This is a genomic window from Aquella oligotrophica (assembly GCF_002892535.1).
Lineage (GTDB): Bacteria > Pseudomonadota > Gammaproteobacteria > Burkholderiales > UBA11063 > Aquella > Aquella oligotrophica.
Window position 1 is genome coordinate 1,361,237 of the sequence record NZ_CP024847.1, and the last position, 16,140, is coordinate 1,377,376.

The 16,140-nt window shown below is 37.1% G+C and carries 10 protein-coding genes; 5 read left to right on the forward strand and 5 right to left on the reverse strand.

Annotated elements, in window-relative coordinates; translation table 11 throughout:
• Positions 1-192 precede the first annotated feature (192 nt).
• The 3 genes from purU to malQ are packed head-to-tail and all read left to right on the forward strand — an operon-like array spanning position 193 to position 4,768.
• A complete protein-coding gene (gene purU, locus CUN60_RS06235) occupies positions 193-1,029 on the forward strand; it encodes a formyltetrahydrofolate deformylase (protein WP_102951206.1) in 837 nt (278 codons plus the stop codon).
• Positions 1,030-1,078: 49 nt separating this feature from the next.
• A complete protein-coding gene (gene glgP, locus CUN60_RS06240; RefSeq protein ID WP_102951207.1) occupies positions 1,079-3,346 on the forward strand; it encodes a glycogen/starch/alpha-glucan family phosphorylase in 2,268 nt (755 codons plus the stop codon).
• Positions 3,347-4,768: a 4-alpha-glucanotransferase gene (gene malQ / locus CUN60_RS06245; RefSeq protein ID WP_102951208.1), complete on the forward strand. Its 1,422-nt coding sequence runs from the start codon at positions 3,347-3,349 to the stop codon at positions 4,766-4,768.
• A gap of 29 nt (positions 4,769-4,797) precedes the next feature.
• On the opposite strand, the gene yfcC is transcribed toward malQ, so the two are convergent.
• The 5 genes from yfcC to CUN60_RS06270 all read right to left on the reverse strand — a co-directional run bounded on the left by yfcC (position 4,798) and on the right by CUN60_RS06270 (position 11,232).
• The gene (gene yfcC, locus CUN60_RS06250; RefSeq protein ID WP_102951209.1) at positions 4,798-6,315 is read right to left on the reverse strand and encodes a putative basic amino acid antiporter YfcC; all 1,518 of its coding nucleotides are present in this window, start codon (positions 6,313-6,315) and stop codon (positions 4,798-4,800) included.
• A gap of 40 nt (positions 6,316-6,355) precedes the next feature.
• Positions 6,356-7,330, reverse strand: coding sequence for a hypothetical protein (locus tag CUN60_RS06255; protein WP_102951210.1), 975 nt, complete (start codon positions 7,328-7,330; stop codon positions 6,356-6,358).
• An 8-nt stretch (positions 7,331-7,338) separates the two neighbouring features.
• A protein-coding gene (prfB, locus tag CUN60_RS06260; RefSeq protein WP_222593310.1) for a peptide chain release factor 2 occupies positions 7,339-8,446 on the reverse strand; the annotation gives its coding sequence in 2 pieces (ribosomal slippage) (positions 7,339-8,361 and positions 8,363-8,446; 1,107 coding nt in all).
• A gap of 169 nt (positions 8,447-8,615) precedes the next feature.
• Positions 8,616-9,980, reverse strand: a complete 1,365-nt coding sequence (locus tag CUN60_RS06265; RefSeq protein ID WP_102951212.1) for an amino acid permease — start codon at positions 9,978-9,980, stop codon at positions 8,616-8,618.
• A gap of 160 nt (positions 9,981-10,140) precedes the next feature.
• Positions 10,141-11,232, reverse strand: coding sequence for an Atu1372/SO_1960 family protein (locus CUN60_RS06270; RefSeq protein WP_158649316.1), 1,092 nt, complete (start codon positions 11,230-11,232; stop codon positions 10,141-10,143).
• Between the two features lie 534 nt (positions 11,233-11,766).
• Here CUN60_RS06270 and CUN60_RS06275 point away from each other — a divergent pair.
• Both CUN60_RS06275 and CUN60_RS06280 read left to right on the forward strand, forming a co-directional pair.
• A complete protein-coding gene (locus CUN60_RS06275) occupies positions 11,767-12,702 on the forward strand; it encodes a CgnE/CgnB domain-containing protein (protein WP_102951214.1) in 936 nt (311 codons plus the stop codon).
• Between the two features lie 402 nt (positions 12,703-13,104).
• Positions 13,105-16,020, forward strand: a complete 2,916-nt coding sequence (locus tag CUN60_RS06280; RefSeq protein WP_102951215.1) for a COG1361 family protein — start codon at positions 13,105-13,107, stop codon at positions 16,018-16,020.
• The last annotated feature ends 120 nt before the right edge of the window (positions 16,021-16,140 follow it).

The following is a 16,140-nucleotide window of genomic DNA, read 5'->3' on the forward strand; positions in this document are numbered from 1 at the left end:
CCTGTAGCAAGATTGCCAAAGAAATATGTTCTCAAATCAGTTGATAACTAAGAAATTAATGTTTGAAATTCGTAAAGAGCATAGTAGATGTGATAAATCATAGAATAACAGCTTTGCAGCAATCAGGCATAAAATATGGTGTAACTGATTTGCCATGGATGCCAGAATAATTTTTAACAGGTAAACTTAATTTTGAATCAATACCGGATACTAATTCAGGCTCCAGATCGTTCCGGTCTGGTATATAAAGCCGCCAAGATCTTTTATGAAAATAATCTAAATATAATCAGCAATAATGAATTTGTCGATAACGAGCAAAACCAGTTTTTTATGCGGACAGTCGTTGCTGGTGATATTGATGCTAAGCGTTTGAATGAGATGCTAGCTGCTGAGATGCCAGAAGAGACCAGCATTACGATTAAACTTACGCGCAAAAAAAACATCGTCCTAATGGCAACCAAAGAAGCACATGTTTTGGGTGATATCCTGATTCGCTATGCCGAAGGGCAGCTGGATGCTAATATCGTTGGGATTCTTTCTAATTACAATACTCTACGCCCGTTATGTAGTCATTTTGAGATCCCGTATTATCATATTTCTGCGGATAATATTACCCGTGAAGAACATGAGGCTAAGGTTTTAAGTACTCTTGCCATGTTTGATTCGATTGATTATATCGTTCTTGCCAAATACATGCGGATTTTGACCCCAGAATTTACCAAACAATATCCGAATAAAATGATTAATATTCATCATTCGTTTTTACCTGCATTTATCGGGGCTAACCCTTATAAGCAAGCACATCAGCGTGGTGTAAAAATTATCGGAGCTACAGCGCATTTTGTCAATGAAAATCTTGATGAAGGTCCGATTATTGAACAGGATGTGATACATGTTGATCATGCCTACGAATGGCAAGATATGCAGCAGGCGGGTCGCGATGTTGAAAAAGTAGTTTTGGCACGCGCATTAAAATTAGCTTTGGAAGACCGGATTTTTGTCAATGGCAACAAAACTGTAATCTTCTAAGAAAAATATTAACTAATAAAAATAAAATTATAAAGAGAAAAGAGCAACTATGGATATAAAAGCACAGGTTAAGACAGCATTAGAAACTATTTTAAAATGCCCGGTAAGTCAGGCAACTAATGAACAGATCTATCATGCATTACTGACACATATCCGCAATCAGATTGCTGGACGTAAGCAAGAAGTTGCTAATCGTAAAGTTTATTATATTTCGAGCGAATTTCTGATTGGTAAATTATTATCGAATAACTTGATTAACCTTTCTCTATATGATCATACCCGTGATATGCTGGCAGAAAACGGTAAAAATCTTACTGAAATTGAAAACCTTGAGCCAGAGCCATCTTTAGGTAACGGTGGGCTAGGGCGTCTGGCTGCTTGTTTTCTTGATTCGATTGCTACGCTTGATATTCCGGGTGATGGCATCAGTCTTAAATATCAGTACGGCTTATTTCGTCAGAAATTTAAGGCAAACTCACAGTTTGAAGAGCCAAATCCTTGGCTTGAAGGTTTTGATTGGTTACGTAAAACAGATACTACTTATACAGTTGAATTTGGCGGCTTTAGTGTAAATTCACGCCTATATGAAATCGATGTAATCGGCTACCATAATAACCGGGTAAATAAGCTATGTTTATTCGATGTCGAAACTCTTGATCCATCAATCGTAAAAGATGGGATTAACTTTGATAAAAATGAGATCGCAAAAAATCTAACCTTATTTTTATATCCAGATGATAGTGATGAGGCCGGACATTTGCTCCGGATTTACCAGCAGTATTTTATGGTGGCAAATGGGGTTAATTATATCCTTGATGAAATCAAGAATAATGGAATTGCACTTAGTGAATTACATAAACATGCAATTATCCAGATTAATGATACTCATCCAACGCTAGTTATTCCTGAATTAATCCGTCAGCTAGTAGCTAGAGGTATGAAGCTTGATGATGCAATCGAGATCGTAAAAAATACTACCGCATATACTAATCATACAATTCTGGCTGAAGCTTTGGAAAAATGGCCACTACATTATCTAGAAAAAGTAGTGCCACATCTGATTGATATTATTAAGTATCTGGATAAACAGGTGCGTGATAAATATAATGACCTTTCAGTAGCGGTTATCGATGATAGCGGTCGTGTGCATATGGCGCATATTGCGATTCATTATGGCTTTAGCGTTAATGGAGTTGCTGCGCTACATACCGAGATTCTAAAAAATAGTGAATTAAATCATTTCTATAAAATCTATCCAGAAAAATTTAATAATAAAACTAATGGAATCACTTTCCGTCGCTGGCTACAAGAAACCAATCCGGAACTTACCGATTATATCAGTGAATTAATCACACGTAAATTCAAGGATGATGCAACCGAATTAGAGAAGTTATTGCCATTTAAAGATGATGCTAAGGTATTAGATACATTGGCTACAATCAAGCATACTAAGAAAAAACAGTTTGCTGAATTTATCAAAGGCTGGCAGGGCATTGAGGTTAATCCTGATTCTATCTTTGATGTGCAGATCAAACGGATTCATGAATATAAACGTCAGCAAATGAATATGCTTTATATTATTCATAAATATCTTGAAGTGAAAGCAGGTAAACTACCTACTCGTCCGATTACTTTTGTTTTTGGCGGTAAGGCAGCACCAGCATATATCATTGCTAAACATGTGATTCATACTATCTTATGCTTGCAGGAAATTATCAATAATGATCCAGAAGCAAATAAATATTTGCAAGTAGTTTATGTTGAAAACTATAATGTTAGTGTCGCTGAACGTTTGATTCCTGCAGCTGATATTTCTGAACAAATTTCACTGGCTTCTAAAGAAGCTAGCGGTACTGGTAATATGAAATTCATGCTAAATGGTGCGGTTACTCTTGGTACTATGGATGGTGCAAATGTAGAAATTGCTGAACTGGTAGGTAAAGATAATATCTATACTTTTGGTAAGGATAGTGATACGATTATTGAGCTATACCGTACTAGTGGTTATCACTCGCGTTCATACTATGAAAATAGCCAAATTATCAAAGCCGCAGTTGATTTTATTATTTCTCCAGCTATGCTTAAAGCAGGGAATGAAGAAAAACTTAACCGACTTCACGCTGAATTATTAAATAAAGACTGGTTTATGACTCTGATTGATCTTGAAGAATATATCCAGGTTAAAGATCAGGTATTATCTGATTATGAAAATCAATCAGCTTGGCAGCGTAAATGTTTGATTAATATCGCTAAAGCAGGCTTCTTTAGTTCTGATCGGACTATTGGTGAATATAACCGGGATATCTGGAAAATCTAAATGAAGCGGATAGGAATACTGCTTGGTATAGCTAGCTTGCCTTCGAGGTTTGGTATTGGTGACTTCGGTCCCAATGCCTACAAATTTGCCAATTGGCTGATTAAAGAGAAATATAACCTCTGGCAAGTATTACCGCTAAATCCGCTTGGTTTTGGTAATTCCCCCTATCAGCCGTATTCCTCTTTTGCTGGTGATGAGCTATATATCAGTCCGGAACAGTTAGTAAAAGATGGTTTACTTGCTGAATCTGATTTGACTGATTATCAGCCGTATTCTTCGACGATTGATTATATCGGGGTACGTAAGCATAAAGCTCAGTTTTTGGCGAAAGCATATGCGAATTTCACGGCAAGTGCTATACTAAAAGCCGAGTATGATAAATTTATCAAGACTCATAACTGGGCTTACAATTATGCAGTATTCTTGACTTTTAAAAAGCTCAATGATTTTAAGCCATGGAATTTATGGCAACAAGAACATAAAGACTGGATAAAAAATCCTACTATTAGTCTTACTCAATATCAGTCAGAAATTGATTATGAGTTATTTATTCAATTCATCTTTTATCAGCAGTGGCAAGCGTTAAAAGCATACGCTAATTCGCTTGGTATCGAGATAATGGGTGATATTCCGATTTATCTTGGCTTTGATTCCCTTGATGTTTGGCAAAATCAAGACTTATTCTTACTTGATGAAAATCAAAATCCTACCTATATAGCTGGCGTGCCACCTGATTATTTTTCTAAAACCGGGCAGCGTTGGGGTAACCCGATTTATAATTGGGAAAAGCTAGAGAAAACCAATTTTAAATTTTGGATTGAGCGCTTACAGGGTAATATGCAAATGTTTGATATTATCCGAATTGATCATTTTCGTGCATTTGATACCTATTGGAAAATACCTGCTAGCTGTCCTACTGCTATCGAGGGTGAATGGGTAGAAGCGCCGGGCTATGCCTTATTTGATACTATTTACCGTGAATTACCTGATATCAATATCGTGGTTGAAGATTTGGGTGATTTACGCCCAGAAGTATTGGAACTTAGAGATCATTATAAATTGCCGGGGATGCAAGTATTCCAGTTTGTCTTTAATGCGCTTGGGGACAATAGCCGTTTTGAAACATTGCAAAATTGCGTTGTCTATAGTGGAACGCATGATAATAGTACTTTGCTTGGTTGGTATCGAAGTCTAAAAAAATGGCAGCGTAAGCAGGTGAAACGTTATTTCCGTGCAAATGAAAAAAATCTGATCCGTAAGATCTTAGCTTATATCGCTAAATGTCAGGCAAAATATATTGTTTTTGCTATGCAGGATATTCTTGAACTAGATGACAATGCCCGAATTAATTATCCGGGCAAGATCGGTTCTCCCAACTGGGAGTGGAAATTAAGTAGCTCCGCATTTATGTCAATAAAATAGTCTTTTACTCGATTATAATAGCTATTATTTTATTGATAGTTTATCATAACTGCAATGATTATGAATACTGCGCTTAAAGCCATTAGAAATAGATAGAATTTGAAAATAAATTTGACCCAAGCGCTATATTCAACCCTAGCAACACCAAGTGTTCCCATTAGTGCCGCGGAGGTCGGCATAATACAATGGGTCCAACCATCACCAAGCTGAAATGCTAATACTGCAATCTGCCGTCCAACCCCGACTAAATCAGCAAGTGGCGCCATTAATGGCATAGTTAATGCAGCCTGTCCAGATCCTGAAGTAACAAAGATATTAAATATTGACTGGAATAAAAACATCGCAATAGCTGAGACGTATTCATTAAGTCCGCTGACCAAGTTTGCGGATGCATTTAAAACTGTATTTAACATTGTAAATTGAGTTGCATCGCCACCGCCCATCATTAGGATGATTCCATGTGCCATTCCAACTATCAGTGCAGCTGGCAATAAATCGGCTGCTCCTGATTTAAAGGCTTTAGCCATAACATTTACATTCATCCCATTAATACGGCCAATTACACTAATTCCACCAATGACTAAGCCCATAGCAAAAAATTGAGTGGCAATCTCTGGTATATAATATGCTTTCTCAATTACGCCATAGACTACCCATACCATACCAAGTACCAAGACCGCAATAATTGACCATGATGCAATCCCAAAATGGGCAGTAGCATCAATTTCTGACATCTGTTGACGAAAGTAATTATCACTTTCATAACTTAGCGATTTTTGTGGGTTTTTATGAATAGAGCGCGCATATATAACACTATAAATCATTATCGCTAAAGTAAATACTGCCCACATGATAATTCGGTACATCGAGCCAGATAGAACTGGAACATTGGCGATTCCCTGCGCAATCGCGACGGAAAAAGGATTCATCCATGAGGTAGCAAATCCAACTTGAGTTGCTAGGTAGGTAACCAAAACTCCAGTAATTGCATCATAACCCATTGCTACCATCATCGGTGCTAGTATCAGGGCAAAAGCAATGGCTTCTTCTCCCATCCCAAAAACAGCGCCACCAATAGAAAAAATAAGTGTCATTACTGGTAGAATCAGTATTTTGCGATTACTCATTTTGACGATTAATTTCATCATCCCCGCTTCGATAACACCTGTCCGCATAATGATACCGAATGCACCGCCAATAATTAGGATGAACGCCATAACGCCAACCGCGCCACCATTGCGATCTCCAGATGTAATACCATCATAAACGAAGTTAAGAAATCCGGGGTTACCATCAGTAGCAAATATTTTAGGCGGATTTTTTACAATATTACCATTAGAATCTTTCTGAACTTGGTAGCTACTTGCTACAAGAACAGTGCGGGTTTTTGTTACACCATCTGCCTGATAACTTACTTTCTGAGTGTCAAATTTCCCAGCGGGGACAAAAAAACTTAGTAGATAAACAAGAAGCACAACACCAAATAAAATAACTAAAGTATCTGGCATTGCTATATATTTTGATTTTTTGGTAGTGACTTGAGTCATAATGATGGTTCCTGTTACTGCAAAACTATATTGTCAGCTTTTATTGTACAGGAATTTCATCATCATCATATTTACTAAAATTATCTTTATTGATAAAATTAACATAATAAGGGAGCCCAGCAACATTGCTACCAAAATATGGGTAACCAAACCTTTGCCACATTGTGCCACTGGTATTGCAACTAAAGCTACCGATTTCACCAAATGATGTCCCAGTTGTATAAAAATCGGACTCAATCATTCTAGGTTTGTTATTATAGACATTTGAGTAGGTCATTTGTGCCATATTTGCCAGCTGATAAGGATTTAGATCAATAATAGCATCATATACTTTATTATATAACTCAACCTCATTTTTATATTTGCCAGTAACATTTAATGCTACGTGATGTAATACGTCATTAGTAAACATCATGCTAAACACCTTATATAAAGCTCGCTGTTGCGAATCAGGTGCTGAAATGGAGTTTGCTGATTCACTACAAATCTGGTTTGCATAATCAATCGTACTTAAAGCATACAAATAGATATATGTTTCCATTTGTTTTTGAAATTGATGAGAGCCAATATATTCTTCTTTCATCTTTATATACAGGCTTTGAACAGCAGTTGGTAATTTTGCAAACTTATCGGCACTAGGATATTGTTTTATAAAAACTACATTAAGGCTTTCGAGAATTTGACTTTCATCAAGACGATCAAAGACAAATGATTGATACTGGCTTGTAAAATTGATTAGCTGATTTGACTCATAAGGGCTGGCGTAATGACTTGAAATCGCAACAAAGCGGTTAATTGGTATCGCACAATACTCAGAGCTAAACCATCCTCCCGGGTAGCACTGGATTTGGTTTGGATTAGTTAATGACAAAGTATTATAATTAACTGAAGGAACCAAAGATGGGAGAAACGAGGGGATCACTGAGGCTACAGAAGGGCATCCTGCCAGCAGTAATGCACTGGCAGTTATAAATATACCTGAAGCAATTTTTTGATATTTGCTAGAGTTGTTCATCTTTCTGCTTACACACCCTGTTTTAGGCTGGCTTCAATGAATGGATCTAAATCACCATCCATAACTCCACGAATATTACCTATTTCAACGTTGGTACGTAAATCTTTGATTCTTGATTGATCAAAAACATATGAACGGATCTGATGTCCCCAACCAATATCGGTTTTACTGTCTTCCAATTTCTGTTTTTCTGCTTCTTTTTTGCGTAACTCAAGCTCATATAATTTGGCTTTTAGCATTTTCATCGCTTCATCACGATTTTTATGCTGAGATCTATCATTTTGGCACTGTACCACGGTATTGGTTGGTAAGTGGGTAATCCTGACCGCTGAATCTGTCTTATTAATGTGCTGTCCACCAGCTCCAGAAGCACGATAAGTATCGACCCGTAAATCAGCTGGATTGATTTCAATCTGAATATTATCATCAACTTCAGGATAGACAAATACGCTTGCAAATGAAGTATGACGTTTATTATTTGAATCGAAAGGGGAGTTACGTACTAGTCGGTGTACACCTGTTTCAGTTCTTAGATAGCCAAATGCATATTCGCCACTTACCTTGATCGTTGCATTTTTTATCCCAGCAACCTCACCCGATTGTTCTTCTAATATCTCGGCGCTAAACTCTCTTCGATCACAATAGCGTAGATACATACGTAATAGCATATCAGCCCAGTCTTGAGCTTCAGTACCACCACTACCTGCCTGAATGTCAATAAAGCAGTTATTTGGATCCATTGGGTGCGAGAACATTCGTCTAAATTCAAGCTTATCGAGTTCATCTTTGGCAGCATTTAAATCTACCTGAACCAATAAAATTGTTTCTTCATCGTTCTCAGCTGTTGCCAATTCAAACAATTCTTGGCATCCAGTAATTGTACTATCCAGAGCATCCAAGTTACTAACTACAGCTTCTAGTTGTTTCTTTTGTCTGCTTAATTCCTGCGCGCGCTCCTGATTATTCCAGATATCTGGATTTTCAAGTTCCAGATTAACTTTTTCTAAAGCTGATTTTTTCCCAGCATAATCAAAGAAACCCCCGAAGGTCATTTAACTGAGTATGAAGCGTTGTCGCAAGATTACCTATTTCATTTATTTGTTCAATTTCTAGCATTTTGTTTATTACCTAAGGGTTAATTAATTTGTTTTATTGTAACTGCTCGTACTATCTCGCAATAGCTGTGTTTCAAAGCTCCTCATTTACTTCTCATGTAAACCGCGTCGCTTTGCGACTTGCTCTTGCTAAATATTACGGCAGTTAAGGGGTTACATAATATGAGTAGTTACTTTTTATTCAGATACATATTTTTTTTACCACTGCTGGCGGCATAAATCATTGATAAAATTAAAAGCCAAGCTGGAGCAATGTAAACACTTAATGACATCTCATCATTTTTTGACATAACAACAAGCACAATGAATAATATGCCCATGATAAGCATGTTCACATATGGATAGCCAGGCATAAAATAATCAAGGCTTTTACCATTCATGATTTGCTCTTTGCGAAACATCATATGTGAAAGTAGAATTATGTACCAGTTAATTATAATGGCAACCGTTATCAATGCAAATAGATATTGCAAGATGTTGGCTGGGAAGGTATAATTGGCAATAACAACCAAGAAAGCCATTCCCACTGTAAAAAGTGTTGCATTGCGCGGTAAATGGTTTTTACTTACTTTAGCAAATGATTTTGGAGCTTGACCATTTAATGAGAGGCGGTATAAAAATCTTGCTGCTACATAAATACAGCTATTTAATGCCGATAATGATGCAGTTATTGCAACTAGATTAATAATATCAGCCGCGTGATTAAATCCAAGCTTAGCAAATACATCTGTAAATGGGTTGGTTTTTGCACTGATATTTTCAAATGGATACATTAAGACGATTATACTTATGGTTAGAACATAAAACAAGATAATTCTAATAATTACACCATTAATTGCCTTAGGAATTGATTTCTTTGGGTTTTCTGCTTCACCAGCAGCAACACTTACAAATTCGGAGCCGCAGAATGAGAGACAGACTATGACCAATGAATTTAAAAAGCCAAGTAGCCCATGACTAAAGAATACTTTCCCATCCTTATAGTTATGAATGTTATTAGCAGCAATCTGATGCACTTCATGATCAGCAAAAAGTAAATATGCTCCCATTACTATCATGAAAATAATAACTGCAACCTTAATCCCAGCAAACCAAAATTCTGTTTCGCCAAAGTATTTGACACCAATCAGATTAAGCCCACCAAAGGTAACTAGTAATACAATACAAGTAATCCAATGGGGTATCTGTATCCAGTAATCAAGTAAGGTTCCAACCGCAGTTACTTCAAGCATGCAGGCACAAGTAAAAAGGAGCCAAGCATTCCAGCCCGCTACAAAACCAGCCCCAGTACCGAGATTACGGTGTGCATATTCTACAAATGAACCAGAGGTTGGGTGATCAACTGTCATTTCACCTAATGCCCGCATTACAGCATAGATTATCACTCCACCGAGCAGATAGGCAAGAGCAATTGATGGTCCAGTCATTTGAATTGCACTGGCTGAGCCTAAGAAGAATCCAGTCCCAATTGCACCACCAATGGCAATCATCTGAATATGTCGGTTTTTTAATTTGTGTTCTAGGTTTTCTTGCATGGCTTTAGAAACTCCCTGTCTATTGGCCGGTAGCTTGGCATATTAAATTGGCTGCCAAAATATAAATTTGATTTAAGATTAGCCTCTATAAGGGTGTAATTATACCGTTCTTGATGTTTTGCTGCTCGTTTTTGATTAATAGTAAGTCCTATAAGCTAACTTAAGAGTTAATTTCAAAGATTGCCTGAATCTCAACTGGCGAGTTAAGCGGTAGGGAATTTGCGCCAAATGTCGCTCTGGTATGAATCCCTTTATCGCCAAAAATACTGACAAGAAGGTTGGATGCTTCATTCATTAACCCAGCATGGTTAGTATAATTAGGCTGAGTATTAAATGTTCCTGATAGCTGAACCACCTGTTTAACATTATCCAGATTACCATTCGCGGCAACTTTTAAAACAGATAAAATATTTAGTATCGTTTGCTGTGTGGCAAGCTTAGCCTGTTTTTCAGTAACAGTGCTTTCAATCATCCCCGGGTAGAGTATCTTTCCATTATTAAGAGCGACTTGATTGATATATACCAGATTACCAACTATTTTATATGGAACATAGTTTCCAACTGGTTTAGGTGTAATCGGTAATACTATTCCTAATTTATTTAATCTTTCTTCTACCTTGCTTGTTGTTATTTCTTTTTTAGCTGGCGCAGCTAGTGGATCTTGTTGAATTTTGGTGGAATTTATTGCACTCGCAAGCTTTTGTCCTTGAAAATAGGCATATTTAAGTTCATCTTTAGATGGACGAACATCGCCAGGCATACAAGATCGAGTAGTAACGCCATATGGAGTATTACCCTGCGGGATAGCTTTATTAATGTCAGGAAGGGAAGGGTTACCTAATGTTACAATTGTCATCCCATGGCTTGCTAAAATATTCCAGAATGAAATAATTGCTGTTTCACTTCCACTACCGCTACATCCAGACATAAAAACAGTTGCAGGTACGTTTGATAACTCCTGCTTTTTCCAGATATCAAGTGTTTGTGCCATAAAGTCCATCATATTGGTACTAATATTTCCAAAATAAATCGGTGCTCCAAACGCAATTCCTCGGTATTTAACTAATTCATCGGCAGTAGCAATAGGTATTTTATTTAAATCGTTTTGTGGATCAACCTTGTTTGGCACTTTTTTAATCACCGCGTGAAGCCCTTTATTTACTACACCAGCTTTGATTGACTCTGCCAGTTTATAGGTATTTCCGCCACTTGAATCTATCAAAATAAGTACTTCTTTATTACTTATATCCATTGCAAACCCCTTTGTCAAATAAAAACAAATTAACATAAATCCAAATATACGCATGGTATTAGAAGTAAATTTCATAACGTTGCCTATTCTAAATTATTGATGGCATGATTATATTGAAATCAATTTCCCCTGCCTACCTTGTTTTTGCCAGGGTACCATATGACTTACCTTGTAATTATTTACCTAGAGCTATTTGGGCGGGATAAATATTTGGTTTCATGGTCCTAAAATTCTAGGTTAAACTTATTGTGATTTTACAGCTTAATGTGAAATTATTTGGGAGTAAGACTACTTTGTGGTTTTATATATGTTTAACGATTTTAACGGAGTTAAGTCATGGACAGATTGCAAGATGTTCCTGCTAATGATCGTACTGATGCTGGTAACCTTTACTGGTAGTTAGCATTTAATAATGCTAGTCCCGGACTAAATTCAATTTTTATATAAAATCTGTTTCATACACGTAATTCGGGACTAGTTTTTATAATTTCCTTCTTTAATAATAATCTGATATAACTAGATAGGGTTTGGGACATGCTATTAACTGACTTATATAATGAGCTTTTGAATAATCAGCTTCCAATTTATAGCGATAGCACCCAAGTGCTCAATCTTTTAGATAAAAGAGGATTTAATAATTGCCATTTTAGTGAAAATTTTGATTTTATTAATTCCGCCACTAAAGCATTTGTAATCCCGACTAGTTATGAATTTCAGCAACAATCAAATCAGCTCTGGCAACAAAAATTCGCGAGCATATTATTACTTTTTTCGGCAATCAAATTTGATAATAATATTACATCAATTGATTATACACTGCAACAATTTTTTAATCTTGATTTGCCTGACTTATTAATAAAGCGGCAAGGTTTTTACACACAAATAGCTAATTCTTCATCGTTAATCATCCAGAGTGATGATAATAACAGGCTAGCTGTAAAGTTAAGTGAAAAGCTAGAGACAGCAAATTTTGATGAAATACTAAAGCCCGGCTGGCAATATTCATTTGCTGAGATCTGTGAGGCTTCAATAGTTAATATCAAACACGATAAATCAAGCTTCTGCTGCGATGGTAGATTTAGCTTTGATGGGGTTATCTACACTATCGGGAATCAGGCTAATCGTGAGCGCAACCATGATAGGCTTATCCGCCTAATCGCTGCGATTAATAATGCATCGCAAAAATATTTACTAATAGAAGATAACCAGATAAGGAGCCTTATTCTTGATGATAAAGACCAAACGGAGCTTTTAACTGCGATGGACTATGCTGCGCTCGAGCGTGGACTTGCCATTACCGAATTGGCATTTGGCTGTAATACTCGGCTACATTATGATAATATAAACTGGCAAGTAAATTCTGTAGCCAATGAAGGTGTCTATGGCACTCATCTTGGTATCGGAATGGCAAATAAATGCCCACATATTGATTTTATCAAAGCTAGTATCACCCCTCAGAACATTTCCTAATTTGCCTTCACAAACTCTCGTTAATAGATAGATCTGCTTAAAATATAAATCTGCATCAGTATATTAATTGGGGTTTAATAATCCTGAATTTTCCTTAATCTTTTCACAAAACCTGTAATTTACCCCGCCAAAATATTTGGGTGGTAAATCAATTTGTGTGATTTTAACGGGGTTTAAAAATGGGGTATAGTTTTTATACAATAGCTCCCGTGATAAGGGCAAGTATAGTAATAAATTAGCAATAAATAGCTAGCGATACTTGTTAGTATCACATATTTTAAGTTTGACAAAGTTTAGAAGATTAAGATCTTCCGGAGACGGAGGGGTAAATCACAAAATTTTTTTGAGAGAATTTAATCTTGCAAACTTTACCAATGGAAAATTTAACTTTAAGGAGTCCTTATGTTTAATCCTAAAAAAATAGTTGTACTGATTGCCGGTGCGACAAGCTTAACGCTAACGGCGTGTGGCGGTGGAACCAGCTCTAGTGGTGGTGGATATTCAGTAAATGTAGAAGATGAGCGTGCTCAGGCAGTAACAATTAGCCGTGTACCAACTGTGCCTACTAATGGTGGTGTGCTTCATCCGATTCAACTAAGTGTAGAAAATCATACTGGTGAGAAGTTGACTTTTGTTGATTCAAGAATCATGAATAGCAAGAATCAAGGGATACTATCTCGGGCGCTAGATAAAGCAAGCCGTGCAGTAGGTGGCACTGGTTATAATTCATACGTAGGTATGGATCAGTGTAAAACTCTAGAAAGTGATGCTTCTTGTACTTTATCAGTTACTCCTGATGTTGCTGATGGTTCTACTGTTATTCAGTTGTCATTTAAGGATGATAATGGTGAAGTCTATAACACAGCTCAGTTGGTAAATTACTCTTCATCTTCATCAAGCCAGAATGGATTTATTGTTAATACTGATAATATGAGAGAATTCCATTCAACTAATGATTATTCTGTTACTATTCCGTTTATAGCTGATGATGATTATCAGTCAATCACAGTAAGTTCAGATATCATGGCTTTAAATAAAAGCTTTGATTGTAATGGTAAGGTAACTAAAGGTTCGGCATGTTCAGCAACTCTTAAATTACCAGCTGCACCAAAAGCAGGTTATGCTAATAAAATCACTATTAGCGGTAAGACTACCAGCGGTAAAGTAAATATTTATACCATAAATACTCGTGCCTACTTCGATGATAGACCATCACTCGAATTAACGAGAGGTCCGGTGCATTTACAGGCAGATAATACACCAGGTGCAGACAATAGCGTTTCAATAGGTATTGTCAATAATGGAGTCTTACCTGCAACAGGTATAAATGATAAACATAGCGCATTATCTACCGAGTTTGAAGGTGTAATTTTGCAGGCAAATGCTGGTGAAAATCCGGTGACTTCGCTTAGGCGAACTTTTGATCCTGCTACTTGTGACTTTACAGGTGCAACAGCTAATAAAATAGGGCATACCGCTCCTACTGGTAGTGCTTGTGAAGCTAGTTTCACTATGAACCCAAATAGCTTGGAACAAAATGGACATGATGAATACCGAATTACCTATAATGGTGAAGCTGGTGCTAATACTGTCAAAACCACAACCATTTATTATACTGGTTTATCTGGCTATGATCCAAACTGTCCGACCTGTCAGCGTCCGCATGATTATCAAATAACTGGTACTCTTGACTTCACTGATACTGACACTAATACTAATGGTAAAACTCAGACTATTACTATTAGTAATACAGGTATGCAGCCACTACATAATATAGCGTTTACATTACCAGTGGTAGCTGGGCTTACAATCGACCGTAATGGTTGTGATACTGGTACTCTTGCGAATAATATCCTTCAGGCAAAACAATCATGTTCAATCGATGTTCATTACCGTCCTACTGCTAATGTACCTTTTGGTTCAGCTATAGCAACTGTTAATGCAACTAGAGCTGATGATTCAAGCTTCAGTGGTAGTACTAAAACTCTTTCGGTATTTTATAGTGCAAGTGCTAACCCAACATTAAGACCTGGCTTGATTCTTAGTAGTAGTGGTGAGAAATTTGAGCTGGCAACAGGCGATACTCGTATTCTAACGTATAATCTGTTTGTTCAGTCAAATGGTTCGGCAACAGCTACTGAAGTAACTGGTATTACTACACCGGTTGCATTGAAGCCGCATTCAGCAAACTTGAATATTTCAATTCCAGCAACGGCTCAGTCTCCTGCTGGTGGTGCTCAATTGACTAATAAATTTGCTGGTGGATTTACCTTTGATCGAGCTAATTGGCATACATTGCCAGGTCAGAATGTATCATTATCTGGTGTCGAAGTTGGTGTTGTTACTTATGCGTATGGTAATTCTCAAGGTATAGCGGCAGAAGATGCGAATACGCTAGATCATTTATTTAGCTATGCTGGTTCGACTACACCTGCCAAATTCACTCTTGGCTATGAAGTAAGTGATGACGCTGCAGTAACTACAGGGCCTACTGTTATCGGTACTATCGATGAAAATAATGGTGGTTTGACAAATGGTGGAACATTTGCCCTGACTAAGGCTAATAAACTGATACTAGATGTAGACTATGCTGCACCTAGTGGAAAAGCTTTGGATCGCTTCATTGTTGACGATGCAAGTATTCCATATGGTTTCATGGTTAATACTACTACACCAGCTACTGGTGCATGTCCTACTGTAAGTAAAGGAAGCGTGCCAACAACTCTTGCAGCTGGTAGTTCTTGTACTGTTAGATATGAATTTGTTGGTGATAGTATTGGTGCAGCTAATACTTATACCATAGCTACACAAAATCAGGCACTACGTGTATTCAAAACTCCAGCATATATGATCAGTACTGCAAATGGAAGAAAGCGTGTACAGCCAGCGGGTGAGTTTACTTTCCGCGTGAAACCTTTTGCTGATGTGCAGACTTATGTAAATCGTATCGGTACAAGCAATTCATATGAAGCAATCTTCTATGTAAATGAATATGCAGCACATAATCTGACAGGTATGACCAACGCTGGTATTATGGTTACTCCGATCCAAAATTTTGCATCTGATGTAACGGTAAGTCAGCCATGCCAGATTAACCAGACTATTGCACTTAGTCCAGGTGGAATTGATACTGCTACTAACCAACCAGTTGCTGGTGCCAAATTCTGTAAGATTATCTTCACAGTAAATCCTGCTGCTAATGGTGGTAATCCAAATAGACGAGTTAACTTCCGTTACTCATCTACGACTGATGGTCTTTACAATGCAGTGCTTAAGAATCTTAATGTAGATTCTACAACAACTGTAACTAACCCTTAATCAATTTTTCCCTTTGATTGATTAAGAATAGCCGGCTAAAGTAACTTTAGTCGGCTTTCTTCGGGATGACTTAACCCAGTGGTTTTGATTAAACTAATAAATTTGAAAATTTTAATTTAA

What these genes read in the sequence shown, in the direction of transcription:
- glgP (WP_102951207.1), top strand. Translation starts at nt 1,079, where the DNA reads ATGGATATAAAAGCACAGGTTAAGACAGCATTAGAAACTATTTTAAAA.
- malQ (WP_102951208.1), top strand. Translation starts at nt 3,347, where the DNA reads ATGAAGCGGATAGGAATACTGCTTGGTATAGCTAGCTTGCCTTCGAGG.
- yfcC (WP_102951209.1), bottom strand. Translation starts at nt 6,315, where the DNA reads ATGACTCAAGTCACTACCAAAAAATCAAAATATATAGCAATGCCAGAT.
- CUN60_RS06255 (WP_102951210.1), bottom strand. Translation starts at nt 7,330, where the DNA reads ATGAACAACTCTAGCAAATATCAAAAAATTGCTTCAGGTATATTTATA.
- CUN60_RS06265 (WP_102951212.1), bottom strand. Translation starts at nt 9,980, where the DNA reads ATGCAAGAAAACCTAGAACACAAATTAAAAAACCGACATATTCAGATG.
- CUN60_RS06270 (WP_158649316.1), bottom strand. Translation starts at nt 11,232, where the DNA reads ATGGATATAAGTAATAAAGAAGTACTTATTTTGATAGATTCAAGTGGC.
- CUN60_RS06275 (WP_102951214.1), top strand. Translation starts at nt 11,767, where the DNA reads ATGCTATTAACTGACTTATATAATGAGCTTTTGAATAATCAGCTTCCA.
- CUN60_RS06280 (WP_102951215.1), top strand. Translation starts at nt 13,105, where the DNA reads ATGTTTAATCCTAAAAAAATAGTTGTACTGATTGCCGGTGCGACAAGC.